Origin of the sequence: Granulicella sp. L56 (assembly GCF_009765835.1) — a bacterium.
Classification (GTDB): Bacteria; Acidobacteriota; Terriglobia; order Terriglobales; family Acidobacteriaceae; genus Edaphobacter.
Window position 1 is genome coordinate 243,705 of the sequence record NZ_LMUS01000001.1, and the last position, 19,610, is coordinate 263,314.

General features: G+C 58.0%; 16 protein-coding genes. 9 read left to right on the forward strand and 7 right to left on the reverse strand.

Features of this window, described 5'->3' with window-relative positions; translation table 11 throughout:
* Positions 1–102: 102 nt before the first annotated feature.
* On the reverse strand, positions 103–465 hold the full coding sequence (locus GSQ81_RS01065; RefSeq protein ID WP_216846350.1) for a hypothetical protein: 363 nt from the start codon (positions 463–465) through the stop codon (positions 103–105).
* 216 nt (positions 466–681) lie between these two features.
* Between GSQ81_RS01065 and GSQ81_RS01070 the strand changes: the two genes are divergently transcribed.
* Positions 682–1,131: a VOC family protein gene (locus tag GSQ81_RS01070; RefSeq protein ID WP_158908902.1), complete on the forward strand. Its 450-nt coding sequence runs from the start codon at positions 682–684 to the stop codon at positions 1,129–1,131.
* 69 nt (positions 1,132–1,200) lie between these two features.
* Here the strand turns inward: GSQ81_RS01070 and GSQ81_RS01075 are convergent, their stop codons facing one another.
* Positions 1,201–1,857 carry a response regulator transcription factor gene (locus GSQ81_RS01075; RefSeq protein ID WP_158908903.1) on the reverse strand — a complete coding sequence of 219 codons (657 nt, stop codon included), beginning with the start codon at positions 1,855–1,857 and terminating at the stop codon, positions 1,201–1,203.
* Between the two features lie 230 nt (positions 1,858–2,087).
* Here GSQ81_RS01075 and GSQ81_RS01080 point away from each other — a divergent pair, with 230 nt between their 5' ends.
* From GSQ81_RS01080 to GSQ81_RS01100, 5 genes are all read left to right on the forward strand, one after another.
* The gene (locus GSQ81_RS01080) at positions 2,088–3,734 is read left to right on the forward strand and encodes an FAD-dependent oxidoreductase (RefSeq protein ID WP_158908904.1); all 1,647 of its coding nucleotides are present in this window, start codon (positions 2,088–2,090) and stop codon (positions 3,732–3,734) included.
* A 20-nt stretch (positions 3,735–3,754) separates the two neighbouring features.
* A complete protein-coding gene (locus tag GSQ81_RS01085) occupies positions 3,755–5,233 on the forward strand; it encodes a sensor histidine kinase (RefSeq protein ID WP_158908905.1) in 1,479 nt (492 codons plus the stop codon).
* A 94-nt stretch (positions 5,234–5,327) separates the two neighbouring features.
* Entirely contained in the window at positions 5,328–5,669 is a 342-nt protein-coding gene (locus tag GSQ81_RS01090; RefSeq protein WP_158908906.1) for a hypothetical protein, read from the forward strand.
* A 59-nt stretch (positions 5,670–5,728) separates the two neighbouring features.
* Positions 5,729–6,151 (forward strand): VOC family protein, encoded by a 423-nt coding sequence (locus tag GSQ81_RS01095; protein WP_158908907.1) that lies wholly within the window; start codon positions 5,729–5,731, stop codon positions 6,149–6,151.
* 168 nt (positions 6,152–6,319) lie between these two features.
* Complete coding sequence (locus GSQ81_RS01100; protein WP_158908908.1) at positions 6,320–8,554, forward strand: glycoside hydrolase family 3 protein; 2,235 nt, start codon at positions 6,320–6,322, stop codon at positions 8,552–8,554.
* Between the two features lie 80 nt (positions 8,555–8,634).
* Here the strand turns inward: GSQ81_RS01100 and GSQ81_RS01105 are convergent, their stop codons facing one another.
* From GSQ81_RS01105 to GSQ81_RS01115, 3 genes are all read right to left on the reverse strand, one after another.
* Positions 8,635–9,054: a type II secretion system protein gene (locus GSQ81_RS01105; protein ID WP_158908909.1), complete on the reverse strand. Its 420-nt coding sequence runs from the start codon at positions 9,052–9,054 to the stop codon at positions 8,635–8,637.
* On the reverse strand, positions 9,048–9,527 hold the full coding sequence (locus GSQ81_RS01110; RefSeq protein WP_254059920.1) for a type II secretion system protein: 480 nt from the start codon (positions 9,525–9,527) through the stop codon (positions 9,048–9,050). The genes GSQ81_RS01105 and GSQ81_RS01110 overlap by 7 nt, the downstream gene beginning before the upstream one ends.
* Positions 9,528–9,589: 62 nt before the next feature.
* A complete protein-coding gene (locus tag GSQ81_RS01115; protein ID WP_158908911.1) occupies positions 9,590–12,118 on the reverse strand; it encodes a secretin N-terminal domain-containing protein in 2,529 nt (842 codons plus the stop codon).
* Positions 12,119–12,222: 104 nt separating this feature from the next.
* Here GSQ81_RS01115 and smpB point away from each other — a divergent pair, with 104 nt between their 5' ends.
* Positions 12,223–12,762 (forward strand): SsrA-binding protein SmpB, encoded by a 540-nt coding sequence (gene smpB / locus GSQ81_RS01120; protein ID WP_158908912.1) that lies wholly within the window; start codon positions 12,223–12,225, stop codon positions 12,760–12,762.
* Positions 12,763–12,861: 99 nt separating this feature from the next.
* Positions 12,862–14,418 (forward strand): leucyl aminopeptidase, encoded by a 1,557-nt coding sequence (locus tag GSQ81_RS01125; RefSeq protein ID WP_158908913.1) that lies wholly within the window; start codon positions 12,862–12,864, stop codon positions 14,416–14,418.
* Between the two features lie 93 nt (positions 14,419–14,511).
* Here GSQ81_RS01125 and GSQ81_RS01130 read toward each other — a convergent pair whose 3' ends face one another.
* Together GSQ81_RS01130 and GSQ81_RS01135 are read right to left on the reverse strand one after the other, a co-directional pair.
* Complete coding sequence (locus tag GSQ81_RS01130; RefSeq protein WP_158908914.1) at positions 14,512–16,515, reverse strand: arginine--tRNA ligase; 2,004 nt, start codon at positions 16,513–16,515, stop codon at positions 14,512–14,514.
* 248 nt (positions 16,516–16,763) lie between these two features.
* Positions 16,764–17,771, reverse strand: coding sequence for a lysylphosphatidylglycerol synthase transmembrane domain-containing protein (locus GSQ81_RS01135; RefSeq protein ID WP_158908915.1), 1,008 nt, complete (start codon positions 17,769–17,771; stop codon positions 16,764–16,766).
* Positions 17,772–18,024: 253 nt separating this feature from the next.
* Here GSQ81_RS01135 and GSQ81_RS01140 point away from each other — a divergent pair, with 253 nt between their 5' ends.
* On the forward strand, positions 18,025–19,605 hold the full coding sequence (locus tag GSQ81_RS01140; RefSeq protein ID WP_158908916.1) for a hypothetical protein: 1,581 nt from the start codon (positions 18,025–18,027) through the stop codon (positions 19,603–19,605).
* The last annotated feature ends 5 nt before the right edge of the window (positions 19,606–19,610 follow it).

A 19,610-nucleotide genomic window follows, 5' to 3' on the forward strand; every position in this document is an offset into this window, starting at 1 on the left:
AGTGAAGTTTTGTAGTGGGATTAAAGCAACAGGAAACAACAAAGTAACTTTCACAGCAGTTTCTGGACAGCCATTTAGAAGGTTAATCGTTCAGAATTCGGTCTAACTTACCCGCTGTAGTCCTCTCACAACACCATCTCGAACGATGTCTCCGTAACGGTCTGCCGAAAGCTGGTTCAGGTGAGCGGAAGCCAATTCGTAGAATCTCTTTGCTTCTTCCCGGTTCCCTAGATCTTCGTGAGATTTCCCCATATTCAGGTAGAGGGAGGGATAGAAACCTTGAACTAGAGCGCCATCGACGGCATTCGCCCGATCCAGCGATTCCTGATTCCAGCGAAGCATGTCGGACGCCGTCTTCTGATGCCTGGCGACATAATGCGCAGCGATGCACTTTTCAAAATCGTCTGCACTTTGCTCCCACGCTGTCATGAAGAGTTTCGAAGCTTCGTCGAGCTCGCCCTTCATCTCCCGTTCCATGCCTTCGGCACAGAGACGAACAATCGGATTATTGGGGTCCATGCGGCGATGATATCCGATGACGAAGTGACACCGACGGTTATGGGCGGCAACTGGCGTCGCTATTCCCCGGAAAACCGGCAGGCAAGATGGAATCGCAATTCGACTACAACGTAATTGGGGTGTTTAATCACCGGTGGGCTCTGTGTCGGAAAGGAGTCGTCAATGAGCAACGTGCAAATCGAGCAGAAGAGCTATGAGATGCCCCCGAAGGAGGGGATCAGCATCGCGCATTTTCTCACCGTCGCCGACATTGAGCGATCAGCTCGATACTACGAAAAGGTCTTCGGCGCTCGCATTCTGAGCCTGGGTGACGGCAACGCGCCTGGGTACCTTCAGCTTGCAAATATCTGGATGATTCTGAACGTTGGAGGTGGACCGACCCCGGATAAGCCGACGGTAACGCTCAGCGTCCCCGACCCGAACCACATCACCAGCTTTCTGAATTTCCGGGTTGCGGATATTCAAGCGTGCTATGAGTTATGGAAAAGTCGGGGAGCCGAGTTCATTACGGAGCCGATTCCAAAGTACGGCGAGACGCGCTGCTACATCCGCGATCCCGATGGATATCTTATCGAGGTCGGACAGAGCAATTCAGGCGTGATGTACGGTTGACGCTCGGCCCGCGTGTGATGCGGATTCAAATGCTCACAAATCACGCCGGGTGACTATCAATCTTCGGCTTCACGCGGTTTTCATTTGAAGCAGATTCCCTGCCTTGGCCGCAGCCTCGGCGAGAACGCGATGGTGAATCGTAAACAGCGCCAGCTCCAGCCGGTCGGAGACGCCGGTCTTGTCGTAGATGCCGCGCAGGTAGTTCTTGATGACCTGCTCCTTGGTGCCGAGCTGGGTGGCGATCTCCTTGTTCTTGCAGCCCTGAACGATCAGTGCCACAATCTGCATCTCCTTGGGCGTCAGCCGGTCGCGGACACGCGCCCCGACGCTGTCGGCGGCTTGCATCGTGGTGACGTTGGCAAGCTGCACAAAGCGCTGCCCCCGGGCCACCTTTCGAACGCAGTCCACCAGTTCCGGCCCGGCGACGTTGCGACCCACGATGCCGTCGAGAAGGATGACGATCTCGTCGGCGACCTGCTCTGAGTTCTCGGCGACAAGGATGATGTGGCTACACGATATTTTCGTGCGGGCAAATAGGGTCTGAAAGTCCGGACGCAGGCTCGAAGCCACAAGCAGAATACCGCCTCGAAATGTCTCGATCGCAGCGAATAGCTTCTCCGCGCTCTCGCATTGGGCGACGATGCGCATATCGTCCTCCAACGCGAGCACGCGCGCTGCCCCAGCCCGGAATATCGCCTGATTATCAGCGAGGATAAGTCGGTTCATGAGCTCTTTCTATCTCCTGCCGGGATCTATCGCCCCGTATTACCCCTCATCGGCAAGCTGCGCAGCCCGAGCGGAGATGTCCATAAATCGGACAACTCAGGACGCCAAACGATTCATAACAGGAGCCTGGTTCGTCAACCCCCTATGTTTCTGAACCCTTGGGGCTCCGAGCACAATCGAATCATACGTGCGGGTATGTGGAAAACCCGTCTGCGAAGTATAACTAGGGTATGCCTAAGCCAATTTTGCTCGCTATCGATGACGACACCAGCGTATTGGAAGCTGTCGTTCAGGACCTGCGCCGCCACTACGGTCAGAGCTACCGGATCGTTCGTGCTGCTTCGGGTGCTGCCGCGCTCGATATCTGTCGCCAGCTTCTGGAGCGCAAGGATACGGTAGCCCTCTTCCTCTCCGACCAGAGGATGCCGGGAATGACCGGCGTCGACTTCCTGCAGCAGGCGCTCAAGCTCTATCCCGATGCAAAACGTGTTCTGCTGACTGCCTACGCCGACACCGAGGCGGCAATTCGCGCCATCAATTCTGCAAAGATCCACTATTACCTCAACAAGCCCTGGGACCCGCCCGAGGAGAAGCTCTACCCGGTGCTCGACGACCTGCTCGAAGCCTGGAAACAGGGGTACAAGCCGCCGTTTGAGGGCATCCGGGTGGTTGGTGTGCGCTGGTCGCCTGCGGACCATGCCGTGCGCGACTTTCTCTCGCGCAACCGTATTCCCTATCAGTGGCTGAACCCGGAGCAGCATCCGGACGCGCTTCCGCTGCTGAAAGAAAAAGGCATCGACGACGCCAAGCTGCCGGTCGTCCTCTTTGGGGATGGAACGGCGCTGGTGCAACCGTCATCGACCGAGCTGGCAAAGAAGCTCGGTATTCCCACCCAGGCGCAGCAGGAGTTCTACGATGTCGTTGTCGTGGGGGCGGGCCCAGCCGGACTTGCGGCGGGCGTCTACGGGGCCTCCGAGGGGCTGCGTACGCTGATCGTCGAACCCAACGCCGTCGGCGGCCAGGCTGGCTCCAGCTCCAAGATTGAAAACTACCTCGGCTTCCCCTCCGGCATCAGCGGCGACGAGTTGGCGAAGCGGGCATTTCTACAGGCAGGACGGCTGGGTGCTGAGTTTCTTCTGCAGCAGGTCACCTGCATCCGGTCGGAGAACCGCTACCACATCGTAACGATGAAAGACGGCCGCGAGGTGACGTGCCATGTCTGCCTCATCGCCACGGGCGTCTCTTACTGCAAGCTCGACATCCCCGGATGCGACCAGTTCAACGGGGCAGGCGTCTACTACGGCGCGGCACTTACCGAAGCGATGTCTTGCGCGGGCGAGGCGGTCTACATCATCGGCGGCGCGAACTCGGCGGGCCAGGCGGCGATGCACTTTTCGCGCTATGCCTCAGAGGTTCACATGCTGGTGCGCGCCACCTCTCTTGAAAAAAGCATGTCGAAGTACCTGATCGACCAGATCAAGGCCACGCCGAACATCATCGTCGAGACCGAGACCGAAGTTGTCGGCATGGCGGGCGATGACCATCTCGAGTGCCTGACGCTGAAGACGCCACGCGGAGAAGAGGCGCGGCCCTCCAGTTCCCTGTTCATCTTCATCGGCGCCGCGCCCAAGACCGACTGGCTGCCGAAACAGCTTGCCTGCGACAGCAAGGGCTTCATCCTCGCCGGCCCGGAGCTGAAGAGCAAATCGGCTGGAGCGTGGACGCTCGACCGTGAACCCTATTTGCTTGAGACCAGCGTACCCGGTATCTTTGTCGCCGGCGACGTTCGCTACAACTCAGTTAAACGATGTGCTTCTGCCGTTGGCGAAGGCTCAATCGCAATCCAGTTCGTGCACCAGTATCTTGCAACACTTTAAAAGCAATTCCCAGGAAAACAATGAGCGACCAAACCCAATCCGTCCAAACAAAAACAATCGGCAAGATCAGCGATGCAGTCTTTGCCAAATTGCGCACCATCTCCATTCTGTCGACCCTGAACGACGAAGAATTACTCTGCCTTGAAGGGGCAGAGGAGATTCATCTGAAAAAAGATGAGGTGCTTGTGCGACAGGGTGAGGTTGCCCATTATTTCTGGATCCTGCTGGATGGCGAGCTGGGCCTGCTTCAAACCGTGGCCGAAGGCAAGGAGATGAGCCTCGCTCCGATTCCTGCGGGCACTGCGTTTGGCGAGGTGCCGCTGCTCTCCAATACCCCTAACCTTGTCAGTGTTCGCGCCAAGGATTCCGCGGAGCTGCTTCAATTTGACGAAGAAGCTTTCTGGAAGCTGATGACCACCTGCCCCGGTGTTCGCAGGGCCATCCTCGGAAATATGGCCATGCGCATTCAGAAGCTGCAAAGCATTGCCGTTCAGCAGGAGAAGATGGCATCTCTAGGCACCCTCGCCGCCGGCCTGATGCATGAGTTGAACAATCCCGGAGCAGCCGCTCGCCGGGCCGCCTCACAACTCCGCGAAAATTTAATGCGAATGCACGAGCTCACGGCAAAATTCAGCCGCACCGAGATGAGCCAGGAGCAGAAGCAATGCATGTTCGACCTGCAGGAGCATGCACTCGCAGTCAAGCAACCGCTGCATCTGAACTCGCTCGAACAGAGCGACGCCGAAGAGGCACTCGCCGAATGGATGGAAGAATCCAACATCGAGAATGCGTGGAAGATGGCGCCGACACTCGTATCGATTGGCATGGACGCGAAAGAGCTGGAGTGCGCGCGCGAGGAGTTTCCCGGTGCGATCTTCTCGGATGCACTGAGCTGGCTGGCCGCCCTAGTCTCCAGTATGCAGCTCGTCGGAACGATTGAAGAGAGCATCGGCCGCGTCTCCGACCTTGTGCTCGCGGTGAAGTCGTACGCCTACGAAGGCAAGGGCCAACGGCAACTGGTCGATATCAATAAGAGCATTTACGCTACGCTCATGATTCTTGGCCACAAGTTTCGCGAGAAGGAGATTGTGCTCGAGAAAGAACTCGCCGTTGAGCTTCCTATATTTCAGGCGCTATGCTCCGGGCTCAACCAGATTTGGACCAACCTTCTCGACAACGCCATCGATGCTGCCTCACCGCATGGGCATATTAAAGTTCGTACGTGGGTCGAGAAAACGCTTAATGACGGACGCCCTGAGATCTGCATCAGCATCAGCGACAATGGCAGCGGCATCCCGACCGAGTGCCAGGCACATATCTTCGATCCCTTCTATACCACCAAGCCTATCGGCGTCGGCACCGGCATCGGCCTTGGCATCGTGCATCGCATCGTGGAGCAGAATGGCGGCGTCATCCGTTTCGCCTCTGAACCCGGCAGCACCGAGTTTGTTGTTCGTCTTCCCATCGACAATCCCCCTCCGCAAGAGCAAGCCAGCTAAAACAATTTTCAGAACAACATTTTTTCTCGTTGAGCGTTTTCACTGAAGAACACGCGTGGCAATTACGCTGCGCGGATCTACAAGTGAGGACTCAATGAATCTTTTCCGGCCCGCACGTCTCGCACTCCCCCTTATTGCCGCAGCATGTCTGCTGACCGCTGGCTGTGCCCATCGCACCTATGTTGGACCACCGCCTCCGCCACCCTATGGCGGCCCATCCGCTCTCATACAGAGCGCAGAGCAACAGGGATTCCGTGCGGGCGTCGATAGCGGCTCTCGCGATGCTTACAATCGCATGGGCTACCATCCAAAACGCAACCGCGCCTTTCACGACACTCCCGGCTACAACCCATCCTTCGGTCCTTACGGCCCGTATCGCTCCCACTTCCGCGATGCTTATCTGCGCGGCTACAACCAGGGCTTCTATCGCCGCTAGTCGATCAATGTGATCCTCCTCCTGGCACTGCATCGTAAGATGAGTGTCAGGAGAACTCCGTGCCCATCCCTCCCTTTCATATTGCCTTCCCCGTTGACGACCTTGACGCCGCTCGTCGCTTCTATGGCACAACGCTGGGCTGTCGCGAGGGACGCAGTTCGGAGCAATGGATTGACTTCGATCTCTTCGGCCACCAGATCGTCGCGCATCTGAAACCGAAGTCTCGCGATCACGATAAGCACCACAACCCGGTGGACGGCCACGACGTTCCCGTTCCACACTTCGGAGTCGTTCTTCCGATGGAGCAATGGCAGGCCCTTGCCGAGCGTCTTCGCGCGGCAGGAATCGATTTCGTCATCGAGCCCTATATTCGCTTCAAGGGCGAGATCGGCGAACAGGCCACCATGTTTTTCCTCGACCCCGCAGGTAATGCCTTGGAGTTCAAAGCCTTCGCCGATATCCGCCAGCTCTTCGCGAAATAAATGCTTATGAGGTCTGACCTTCCGCTATTTAGCCGCTTCAACTAAATCGTAATAACTCGTAGCTAATTCGATTTAGTTGATTTAGACTCTCTAGCGACCCGGCAAGAGATGTCTTGGCGTTTTACCCGCCCCAGACAGACGGCTGCGTCCAGAGATGAAGGAGCACCAATGGAATTTTCTGCACTTTTTAAGGGCGTAACGATCTCATTTCTTTCCGCTGTATTATCTGTGACAGCATTCGTCCCGCAGCAGGCTCAGGCACAGAAGCAGCCGGACGTCTCACAGATGCCGTGGATGAATAAAGCTCTTGCACCGGACCAGCGCGCCGAGATGGTCGTCGGCCAGATGACTCTGGATGAGAAGATTCGGATGGTGCACGGCACAGGCTGGGGAGTCTTGCGCAAGGGTGATCCCGTCGCTCCCGGTTCGAACCTGGGCGCTGGCTACACCGAGGGCGTCGAGCGCCTCGGCATTCCCGGCATCAACATGGCCGACTCCGCGGTGGGCATCCGCATGGCTGCACTGCAAAGCCGCTACGCTACCCTGTTGCCTTCAACCCTCGGAGCAGCGTCGAGCTGGGATACGAAAGCGGCGTTTCTCTACGGCTCGGTCATCGGCCGCGAGGCGTGGGCGCAGGGCTTCAATATGTCGATCGGCGGCGGCCTGGACATCACGCGTGAGCCGCGCAACGGCCGCAACTTTGAATATGCAGGCGAAGACCCGGTTCTTGCAGGTATCATGACCGGCGAGCTTGCGCTGGGCGTCAAGTCCGAGCATGTGATGAGCGACATCAAGCACTACGCGCTCAACGATCAGGAGACGGGACGAAATGTCGTCAACGTTCTGCTCGACAAGCGCTCCATGCGCGAGTCCGACCTGCTCACCTTCGAGATCGCCATCGCGCTCGCAAAGCCATCCGCCGTGATGTGTTCGTACAATCTCGTCAACGGCGACCACGCCTGCGAGAACGACTACCTGCTCAACCAGGTTCTGAAGAAGGACTTCGACTACAAGGGCTTCGTCGTCTCCGACTGGGGCGGAACCCATAGCACAGTAAAGGCAGCGCTGAACGGCCTCGATCAGGACGAGCCGGGTGATGACAACTACTTCAGTGACCCGCTTAAGAAAGCTGTCGAAGATGGACAGGTCCCCGTGGCGCGCCTCAACGACATGGTGCACCGCATTCTGCGCAGCATGTTCGATGCCGGCGTGATCGACAATCCTCCGGTGCGCACCGTAGTCGATCCCTTCCGTGGCCGCGACGATGCCCAGCATATCGCCGAAGAGAGCATCGTTCTGCTCAAAAACGCTGGAGATATTCTTCCCCTGAAAGCTTCTCCTTCTACTTCTATCGCGATCATCGGTTCACACGCAGATGTCGGCGTCCTCTCAGGCGGCGGCTCCGCGCAGGTCGATGCTCCCGGCGGCAACGCGATTGATCCCAAGCCCGGTTCTTCTCCGTGGGGACAGGTCATCTACTTCCCTTCTTCTCCGCTTCGCTACCTTCGCAAGAAGACGCCACAGAGCAACGTCCAGTACATCGATGGAAAAGACCATGCGGCAGCGGCAAAGCTCGCCAAGGATTCCAGCCTCGCCATCGTCTTTGTTACTCAGCCCATGCGCGAAGGCCAGGACGCACCAACGTCGTCGCTGCCTGACCATCAGGATGCGCTGGTTGAAGCCGTGGCTGCCGCCAATCCCAACACGATCGTCGTCCTCGAAACTGGGGGCCCGGTCACCATGCCGTGGGCGCAGCACGTCAAAGGCATCGTCGAGATGTGGTATCCCGGCATCGGTGGCGCGCAGGCACTCGCGAACATCCTCTTCGGCGAAGTCAACCCCTCTGGCAAGCTCCCCGTCACCTTCGCGAAGAATGACGATCAGCTTCCGCATCCCACCGTCCCCGGCCTTAACGCAAACGGTAAGACAGTTGGTGACGATGGCCATCACGAGGTCGCACCCTTCGATCTCAAGTACACCGAGGGCGCCAAGGTCGGATACAAGTGGTTTGAGGCGACCCACAAGCAGCCGCTCTTTCCGTTCGGCTTCGGGCTCTCTTACACTACCTACGCTTACTCCGGCCTGACCGTCGACGATGCCACACGCACCGTGCACTTCACGGTCAAAAATACCGGCCCACGCGAAGGCACGGAGATCGCCGAGCTTTACGTTGCGCTTCCCTCCGCCGCAGACGAACACTTCAAGCGGCTCGTGGGATGGCAGCGCGTCAAGCTCACTCCGGGAGAATCAAAGGACGTGAGCATCACCCTCAATCCTCTTTATCTCTCCATCTTCGACACCGCGAAAAATGCATGGCAGCTTCTGCCCGGCGACTACAAGGTGATGGCGGGAGCTTCCTCCAGCGAAACGCCCTTGAACGCTACGCTCCACGTTTCGCAGTAAAGCGCTCTCCCGCACCAAACCGAAGAGGCACAGCAGACCATCGCTGTGCCTCTTCGGTTTTTGTGGGACGATGCGAAAATCTACCAGGAAGAGTAAGAGGTGCCGTCGGCGGCGCTTAGTTGCGAGCCGCTATGAACGTCGTCGATGCCGGAGTCGGTCTGGTCGGTCGTTGACAAGTCGCTGCTCTCGTCGGGAACCCAGGTATCGTCGCGCTCGGTGAAAGGATCTTTGGGCATCGTCTTGAGATAGCCCGCCTGCACCAGATCGTCCAGCGACTGCGGGGCCTTCTGCTTGTCTACCGTGTAGGAGTCAATCGCCGTGCGCATGGTGTGCAGGTCTTCTTTGAGCACCGCCTCCTTCGCATTACGAATGTTGTTCGTGTACGAAGGGATGGCGATCGCCGCCAGCAGTGCAATCACGACCATGACGATCATGAGTTCAAGCAGGGTGAAGCCTTGCTCGGCGGTGCGTGATGCGCGGGATGGGTACGTCGCTACCATGTGTTGTATTTTGTACCGTCCAGTGCGGTTCCGTCGCTCTTGGTGTAAACGTCGAAGACATTCTGGCCGCCGAACGATGTCGAGTCAGCGTCATCCTGGTTGGAGCGCAAGCCCCAGTCGGTGGACTTCGTCATGGGATCGACCGGAATGCTACGCAGAAATTTGACCTTCTTGTCCTGAATATCGACGCCACTGACCAGCGTTTGCAGATCGGGCGGGTAGTTCATGCTATCGATCTTCGTCTGAATGCCGCCTTTACTGGCTGCATCGTAGTAGCGATCGATGGCGTCTCGCATCTCCCATAGATCGCGGCGGAGTTCGACCTCCTTTTGCCGTTTGACCTGGAAACGGGCAATCGGAATCGCCGCGGAGGCAAGGATGGCAACGATGGCCACCGTGATAATCAGTTCGATGAGCGTGAGGCCCGATTGTGAGTGACCGGATTGTGAGTGACCGGGCCGATGAGAACCCACGTCCTCAAGTGCCGGACGTGGGGCACCCGGTTTTCCTTGATTTACCGGGTTGTTGCACACCATCACTTCACATGCACCACGGCCTGCGAACCGACAGCCGGAAGATTGGCCTGGGCGCTATTGCGTGCCCCGACCTTGACGAGGGCGAGGTTGGAGTCTCCTGCGGCGACCGCCCTGAAGGTCAGCGTGCACAGGCTTCCCTGCCCGCTGACACCGGTGACATTCGGCGGCCTCGAACTGGAGATGGTGACCAGACCGTTTCCATCGTCGCGATGCACCAGCGCTACGGGCTGGCCGTCGCGTCCGAGGAAGTTACCCGTATCGACGTTGACGAGTTGAAGGACCTTGGGGTCGAACTGCATCTGCAGCGGCACCGAATAAACATCACGTCCGTTGCCGAGCATGACCGAGACCTGGAAGGTACTGCCGACCGTCTGCGCCGAAGCCGGTGGCACCACGCTGAAGCTGACCGGAGGCCCACTCTGCGGCGTAACCTCTGTCGGTATCGGAGGCATCAGCGGCTCCGCCTGCTTCTTCATCTGCTGCACCATGGCCTCGGCCGCGTTGGCAGCGCTGGTCGCCGGTCCAGTAGAGACAGGTTTCGCGGGCACAAAACCGGGATTGCCTAAATCGATCCCAGCCTCTTCCCCAGCGTCGACGTGCCGTAGCTGAATAGCCTGGCCAGTACCGGTATCGATGGCACGGGTGTTCAGGCGGCTGAGCACCGACTCGCGGACGATATGAGGAATGAGCAGGAAGACGATCTCATCCTGCTGCACCTCTCTGTCGCGAGAGGAGAAGAAGTATTTGAAGATGGGCAGTTCGCCGATACCCGGCGTGCCACTGACGTTAAGATTGTTCTGCTTGGTCATAATGCCCGCGAGGATGCTGGGCTCGCCCTCTTTCAGTTGAATGACCTGATCGATGATGCGCTGGCCGATAATGGGCTCGCTGACGCCTGAGATGGTAACTGTCGTCTGCTGCGACGAGACCTCAACCTTCATCTTCAGGCTGATCTCATTGTCATAGTGCACGGTGGGCGTCATATCGATGTTGACGCCGACATCGATATAAGTGAACTGGGTTTGAACACCGATGCTGGCGATGCCGGTCGAGACTCCAGCGTTATAGGAGCCAGTAGCAATGGGGATCCTCTGGCCTATCTTGAGCTGTGCCCGCTGGCCGTCCGTAGCCCGGATGCTGGGGTTCTGCAGGATGTGAGTATCTGCATCGGTTAGAAGCGCATCAAGCTCGGCGCCGGTGATGCCGACGGCAAGGTTGGTGGAGTTGAAATGGGCAAGCGAGTTAAGCGTCAAGCTCGTGGTTGTTGTTGTCGCAGTGCCGCTGCTGCTGGTCGAAGCCGTCGATGCCTGTGGTGTGAGCGTGACCGATTGAGGCAGAGCGAGGCCCAGCTTGCGTACCTTATCGCGGTTGACTTCAAGGATTGCGACGTCAACGACCACTTCAGGACGGGCACGATCAAGATCATTGATGAGTTTTTGCGCCAGCAGAAGCTGGTCCGGCGTAGCGCGCATCACGATGGCGTTCTGGCTGGGCACTAGATTGATCTTGGTGCTGGGATCGAGCAGGTTGCGGATCGCCGTCAGCACCTCGTTGGCATCGCTCTGCTGGCTCGCGTTCGTCAGATAGAACGTCTGGACCGCCTGCTCTTCCAACTCGGCACGCTTGGTGCGGCTGTTCTGCGCGACGAAGATGGTATTGCTGGTGACCGGCTTGTAGAACGTATCGGACATGGTCCCGACAATGCGCAACGCATCCGAAAGTGTGACGTTGGTAAGGTCCACTGGAATGCGCTTGGAGACGTAGTCCGGGTCGAAGATCACGTTAAGGCCAGCCATCTTTCCGATGGCCTGGTAGATTACCTTGACGTCCTCGACCGCGTGCAGGGTGAGCGGATCGTTTGAGACCGGCTTCAAATCAATAGGCCCAGCAACGGAGTTGAGCTCTTTGAGCATCTCCGATTGTCTTGTAGGGGCTTGATTGGCAACCGGGGGAGCAGGCGCTGCAGGCGGGCCTGACTCTGGATGTTGCAGGAGGTCGATCTCCTGCTCCGCAGTCTGGTTGCCCGGATCGATCTCGTGGGCGCGAAGAAACTCAGTGAGCGCGCCGGAAAGGTCTCCGCTCGCGTGCAGCACGCGGCCGCGATCGATGTGGCTGACTCCAGCCTGAAACCTCATCCGCTCAAAGTGAGCTTTGTAGGTAAGGTTCGCGGGACTCTTCAGCGTGGCTTGGCGGAAATCTTCATAGGCTGTGTCATAGTCTTGGCGAACCTCTGCATCCTGGCCGCGCTTGTCCCACTTTTTGCCCGACTGGGCGTGCGCCGGAACGGGATGAAAGACGACAAATCCGGCCAGCAAGAAGAGAAGCAGGTATGCCTGAAGTGCGAACGCCGATACTTTTTTAATGATTATTTTTTTGCCGCGACCCATGCTGCTTCCGTTTGCGTCCTTTACACCGTGAAGAGTGCGGCGTCTGCCGGAGCCCGCGCCTGCCCCCATGCTTTCCGAGTGAAGGACGCCGCCTGTGGGGGCTGTGCCTGACAGGCTGTAGCGCTCGGGTGAGTATACCATTCGGGGTGCGGTTGACCTCATATTTGTGACGGCTTTGAGAGTTAGACGCGGCAGAGGGCTATGGGTGAGGCTTGAATCCGCGGCATGTTAAAGTAAGAAGTCCCATGCCTCGCTCACTTTCCAATCCGACCGTCGCCCATCAGCCCAAGCCGGTGGTCAAGGCGAAGGACCGCGACCCGGTGGCATCTGGCCTGCGGGACGCCGCGTTTAATCGTTCGGCCAGCTTCAATTACTTCCTGTCCGACAAGTTCGAGGCTGGCGTCGCCCTGCGTGGCACCGAAGTAAAGTCGATCCGGGAAGGCAAAGCCAATCTGAAGGATGCGTATGGCCTGCTCAAAGACGGCGAATGCTTTCTGTTGAATGCGCACATCGGCCCCTTCTCGCACGGAAATGCAATGAACCACGACTCATTGCGCACACGCAAGTTGTTGCTGCACAAGGCTGAGGTTCGCAAGCTCGAAACGCTTACCAGGCAAAAGGGATTTACCCTGATCCCCGTCCGCCTCTACTTTCGCAACGGCCGCGTCAAGTGCGAGCTTGCTCTCGCCAAAGGCAAGCAGGACTGGGACAAGCGTGAGACGGAGCGACGCCGCGAAGCGGACAACGAAGCCAAGGCAGCCGTTGCCAGAAGTCAACGCCGCTAGTTCATCTCATCCAACTAAATTTTGCTTCCCTCGGAAGTGTTTGCCCTGGTTGCAGCGTTGCCTCGGCCCAATGGCGGAGAATCGGGTTACGATAGTCTCATGGATACGAAGCTTCTCTTTCAGGATGCGGCCGGATTTGCTACGCCCATACTCGCGGTGTTCGCCGTAGATATCGCCACGGCGACAGATGCAGATCCTTTGCCCGCCCTGCTGTCAACTTCGGACGCGGTAACGGACGCCGCGGCGAAGGTCATGGCATCGGGCGAGTTCAAGGCCACGCTGGGCGAAACTCTCCTGCTCCATGCCCCTAATGGCCTGAAGGCAGAGCGCCTGTTGCTCGTAGGGCTGGGGAAGGCAAAGTCGCTTTCGGTGCATGAAGTCCGCAGAGGCGCCGGAGTGGCAGTGCGTTCCGCCAAGCCTCGCGGCCTGCTCCACATCGCCATCGCGTTTCCCGAGGACTATGCCCTCTCCGACGAGCACCTCGACGAGCTTCCCTGTCCGCTGACATCGCGTGCCCTGGTCGAAGGCGCATTGCTTGCCGATTCCGACTACGACACCTACAAGAGCGATCGCAAAGACGTTGCCTTGCAGACACTTTCGATCGTGGCAAAAGAGACCGAGAAGACCACGCGCACAGAGATACAGGAGGGCTTCGACGAAGGCCTCATCGTGGCCAACGCGCAGAACTTTACCCGTTCGCTGGTCAATGAGCCGGGCAACGTGCTGACACCAACGGTGCTTGGCGAACGTGCCGCAGCCATGTGCGCGGAGATGGGGTTGAAGTGTGAAGTCTTCTCGACGGCAAAGCTTCACGAACTGAAGATGGGCGCCTTCTCGGCGGTAGCGCAGGGGTCAGCCGAACCTCCCGCGCTCATCGTTATCACGTATGAGCCCAAGCTCGAAAAAGGAAAATCTCCAGCCAAGGACGCGCCCGTCGTGGGCCTCGTCGGCAAGGGGATCACCTTCGATAGCGGCGGCATCTCCATCAAGCCTGCGGACGGCATGGAGAAGATGAAGTATGACATGGCCGGAGCTGCCGCAATGATCGGCGCGATGCGTGCCATTGCACAGTTGAAGCCGAAGGTGAAGGTGATCAGCGTTGTCTGCTCGGCCGAAAACATGCCCGGCGGAAAGGCGTTCAAGCCCGGCGATGTCGTCACGGCAATGTCCGGCAAGACCATCGAGATTATCAACACCGATGCCGAGGGCCGACTCGTGCTCGCAGATGGGCTGCACTATGCCAAGACGCTGGGCTGCACGCACCTCATCGACGCAGCGACTCTCACCGGAGCCTGTGTCGTTGCGCTGGGTATGGTGAATGCGGGACTCTTCTCGAACGACGACGAGACCTGCGAGAAATTCCAGGACGCGATGAAGATCTCAGGCGAAAAGTTCTGGCGGCTTCCCTGCACCGACGATTATCGCGAACTCATCAACAGCCAGATTGCGGACATCAGAAATACCGGCGGAACGCGCTGGGGTGGAGCCACTACGGCGGCGCTCTTTCTGAAGGAGTTCGTTGGCGACACGCCCTGGGTGCATCTCGATATCGCCGGATGTGCCTGGAACGACGACGCTAAACCCGCTCTTGCGAAGGGGCCTTCGGGCATCGCAGTGCGCTCCATCCTTGAGTGGGTACGAAGCTATTCGGCATAGCAAGCTGATCGCGTAACCGGTAAAAACTACTTTATCCGGTTACATTTTAGTCCCCGTAACCAGACAAAGCCATTTTACCGGTTACTTCCTGCCTTACATCCGTTCGGGTGCTTCGATGCCGAGATACCCGAGGGCTCTCGTCATCTCGCGCTGCGCTACGGCGGCGGTGGCCAGCAAAAGCGTTCTGCGTGAAGCGTCCGTCTCCTTCAGCACATGGTGGCGATGGTAGAAGTTGTTGAATTGTTGCGCCAACTGGAACGCATACTTGGCCAGATAGGCCGGCTCCGCCGTAGCGATGCACTGCTCGATCATCAATGTCAGCTTCGAGGCCAGCAGCCACGTCTCCCACAGGCTCGTTCCTTCTTCGCTGTCGAGGATGGAGCTAAGGTCGAGATCGGCGATGGCTGCAAACGATGCCTCTGCCGTCGTCTCCGCCTTGCGAAAGATGTTGGCGGCACGCACGATGGCGTACTGAACATACGGCCCGGTCTCGCCTTCGAAGCTCAGCGCATCTTTGAAGTCGAAGGCAATCACCGTATTGCGCGTGAACCGCAGCATGAAGTAGCGCAATGCACCTACGCCGATCTGCGTAGCAATCGTTCGGCGCGCTTCATCGCCAAGATCAGGATGGCGCGTATCGACCTCGGCCTGAGCAGCGGCGATCAGTTGGTCGAGAAGATCGTCGGCCTTGACGCCGAAACCTTTGCGTCCGCTGACTTCGATATACGCTTTGGCCTTGTCTTCTTCACTGATGGTGTAGCCGAGTTCGATGGCGCAGCGCGGAGTCAGCGCAACCATCTCGTAGCTGAAGTGGGTGTAACGCTCGGCAGCGTCGGTGAAGCCCATGCCGAGCAGAGCCTGAACGACGTTGTTCTGCGGATCGTTCTGCCGCGAATCGATGACGTTGTAGATGGCGTCCGCTTTGCCGAAGACGGGATGGCTGGGATCGCTCACGCCGTCGGTCGAGATCCAGCAGGTGTGTGTCGGATACTCATGGAACTTCACATAACCGAAGTCCTTGCCGGGCAGCAGGCCGAACTTCCAGAGGTGGTAAGCGATGTCTTTGCCGACATAGGTCACGGTGCCGTTCGAGCGCACGATCACCTTGGCATCTTCATCGGTGGTACCGGCCGCAACCTCAGAGCCAGCCCGGCGCATCACCATGCAGCCCTTGTTCTTGCCCTCGGTCTCTTCGTAGAGAACGCCTTTCGCGATCATCAGTTCGCGGGCCGCATCCCAGAAATGGAGGTGCAGGATCTCGCTCTCTCTCGGCAGAAAGTCATACTCGATACTGAGCCGCTCCATCGTCTCCAGATGACGATGAAGGACTGCCGTCGAGATGAGATCGGCAATCTCGGCAGTATCATTGCCTCCGGTCTCAAGTGCGTGCAGCGTGTCGAGGCGTAGTTGCTTGCGCGCAGCTGCCTCTGCCGGATCGGCGGTGTACCACTGCGAGACGCGCGCATAGAGTTCCCAGCAGTAGAAATCGATGCGCTCTCCTCGTGCGCGCAGGTCGGCGAGTAATTCCCTCGTGCTCTCCAGCGTCTTTCCTTCGAGATGCACCAGGCCAACAACGACATCGGCAACCTGTACGCCGGTATTGTCGATGTAGTTTTGTACGCCGACCTCATAGCCGCGCTTGTAGCTGTCCGGGCGAAGCAGTCGCTGAAAGGTATCGCCCAAAATCGCATTGCGCAGATGCCCGATGTGGGCGGCCTTGTTGGGATTGATGCTGGTGTGCTCGACGAGGCGGAAGCCGGGGCCGCCGACATCGGCGTGCTTGTCCTTTGCGATCTCTCTGGCCACAGCCGCACGGTTCAATCGAAGGTTGAGGTAACCGGCGCCTGCTACTTCGACGCTGGCCACGCCTTCCAACTCAGGCAGAACAGCCGTCAACTCCGCGGCCAGCTCTGTCGCGATCACGCGAGGGGCCTTGCGCAAGCGCTTGGCCAGCTCGAAGGCGACGGGCAGGGCGAGTTCGCCCAAGGCAATGTTCGGCGGCTGCTCCACGACCAGCGTGGCAATCGTCGTGTCGTACTTTGCAAGCAGGATGGCCTGGAGACGGCTTAGCAGGGACTGTTGAATTGTGCGATACATGCTTCGGGTTCACCGCTGGAAAGATTTGATTTTGGACTGGCTTAAGTTTACGTGAATCCTGGGGGCAGCAGCGCGGCGAGCATCGGTCGGGCCTTCAGCCCTTGCATTGTCTGGCTTTTGGTTTCATAGGGCTGCGCCCCATGCTGGTATAGACCGCGCCTTCAGCGCTGAGTTCGTTCTCATCGCCCTTCACCAGCCATCCCTGATTTAAAGAGCAGCGACTTACTCGGGAAATCTGTAGATACCCCTTAGGGCAGCTCGGTTGGGAGATCTTCGATCTCATTCAGCAAGGGCTTGTGGTTGTGAATCTTGAAGCGATGGAGGAGGAAGATCAGCCCGCCCGCTCCGGTGATGGAGACGAGCATCCAGGCGTGGATGGCAAGGCCAAAGACGGCGGCCTGGGCCTGCGGAGCTCCGTGGCTGGTGAGTGCTGATTTCACGGCCCACTCAAACGTACCGATGGCGCCGGGCGAGCTGGGCAGCATGTAGGAGAGATTGGCGAAGGAGACTGCCTCCCACGGGCCGAGGACATCGGTACTGAGGCCGACGAGATGGATGGCGGAGAGGAAGATCATCCCTTCGCAGAACCAGATGATGCAGCTTTGCAGCAACAGCAAAAGATTGCCGCCAATTCCCTGCTGGCGGAGCGTATCGACCGCAAGGAGAAGCCAGTGTTCGAGCTTCTGGACGAGTTTGTTCGATGGAAGTTTTGCGAAGATGCGGCGCAGCGGCGCCTCAAGGTGCGCGGCTACGAGCATAAAGATGAGAAGGCCGACGACGGAGATGAGGACTGCGATGTCAGCACCGTGGCGAATCTTAGCCGGGAGATCGCGCCCCATGGTTGCAATGAAGATGAGGCCGACAACAAAGACATCGAGGAGCTTTTCAAGAATGACGGTGCTGAGGATGACCGACGGAGAGGCCCCAAGGTCAGGGGCATAGGTGAAGATGCGCATGACATCGCCGATACGCAGCGGAAGAATGTTATTGGCGGCGAGCGAAGTCATCAGGACGCGGGCGCAGACGGTGAAGCGCGCGCCAGTAAAGCGCATCATCTGTGTCCAGCGCACGCAACGAAGCGTGTAACCCACCAGCGTAAAGCCCAGCACCCCCAGAATCCAGGCAGGCTGCACCATGCGCACCGCGCGAATCTGCGAGAACGAAATTCCTTTGAAGGTGTACCAGAGAAAAAAGGCGCTGACGAGCAGGCCAGGGATAACTTTTATAAGATTGCGCCCACCGCGCTGCGTAGTCATGCGGTAACAAAGACCCGAGGGAAGGTAGCGGCAGAGGAGGCGAGTAATTTATGCATAAGCACCTTTATTGTACCGTCGCTTCGCGCCTGAATCTCTTAAAAGCCCGGAATCTGAGATGCGAACAACGAACGAAGCAACAATCTGTAACCACTCGTGTCCTAAAAGATAGTTCGAATTTTTACGAGCAGGATTTTATTTAGTCTGTAATTTCAGCGCCGCAAAGACGATGCATAGGAAATGGAGGTAGGCAGACTTGTCGACGACCGCGACAGTATCAATTCCTTCCTCACGCTCGCATCGCCTTATCCAACAATCTGAGTTGCATTTTGCCTGCATCCTCGTCACGGTGCTGACGGGGCTGGTGTTGATGGTGCATGGTTACCATCCCTATGCCGAAGACGGCGGCCTTTATATGGCGGGGATACAGCGCCTGCTCGATCCCGCGCTGTATCCCTATGGCACTGCCTTTGTGACGGAGCATCTGCGGTTTTCACTTTTCGCTCCAATGGTCGCGGCAATCGTCTCTCGGTCGCATCTGAGTCTGTCAGTCGTGCTTCTGTTGCTGCATCTCGCAACGGTCTGGCTGGCCTTATTCGCGGCGTATCTGCTGGCAGAGAGATGCTACGAATCGCGAAGAGCGCGTGTCGGAGCGGTCTCGCTGCTGGCCATGTGGATCACATTGCCTATCGCGGGAACATCGCTGATGTTGATGGACCCCTACGTGACCGCGAGGAGCATCTCTACGCCGTGCGTCCTGCTTGCATTGGTCGGCATACTCGATGCGTTTCCTCTCAGAAAAGGACTGCAAGCGGACCGATGGCGGGGATTGATGTTGTGCGGTGTCTCATTGGCCTGTGCGGCAACCATGCATCCGCTGATGGCTGCCTATGGATTTGGATGCGTGCTGGTGCTGGGCTGCATGTTGTCCCCAATGCGGTGGCTGCGCCTCTGGGGAACGGTTTCGCTGTGCCTGACTGCCGTTGGCGTAGCAGCAGCGATACAAGCGCTGGCTCCCTCTGAGAGCGCCATTTACATACGGGTAGAGATGACGCGCTACTACTGGTTTCTGGGAGCGTGGCACTGGTACGAGAAAGCTGGGCTTGCGGCTCCATTGGTGATTCTCGCGGTCGTTGGCTTTCGATCGCGCCGAGACAGCACTTCTGCAAGCGTCGCGCTGGCACGGATGGCGGTGATATGCGGTTCGGTGGCCACGATTGTTGCACTGCTGTTCGCGCGGCAGGAGTTGGCAACCCATCTGGTCGCACGATTGCAACCGCTGCGAATCATGCAGATTGTCTATATTGTCATGATTCTGGCCGTAGGTTCTGCGCTCGCGGAATGGGTTTTGCGGCGGCGTTTCGTGCTGTGGGCGGCGGCTCTCATCCTTATGTCCGGGATTATGTTTTCTTCCGAGCGGCTGACCTTCCCCAACTCCGCACATCTGGAGATGCCATGGACGGCGCCTGACAATCAGTGGGAGCAGGCGTTTGTATGGATCAGACAAAATACGCCGAAGACGGCGCTGTTTGCTCTCGACCCACATTACATAACGAGTGCGGGTGAAGATGCACAATGCTTTCGCGCCCTCGCCGAGCGAAGCGCATTGCCGGACTATTCGAAGGATGGAGGAGAGGTCTCCGTTACTCCGGAACTGGCATCCGCATGGGAGATCGGGGAGATAGCTCAATCACGAATCAATAGCGAATCAGACGCGCAGAGAATGGCCGCATTGAAGCCTGTCGGAGTGGATTGGATTGTGCTGGAGGAAGAGGCTAAGACTGGATTCGACTGTCCCTATGCAAATTCGACGGTAAAAGTCTGCCGTCTGCCCTAACGCAA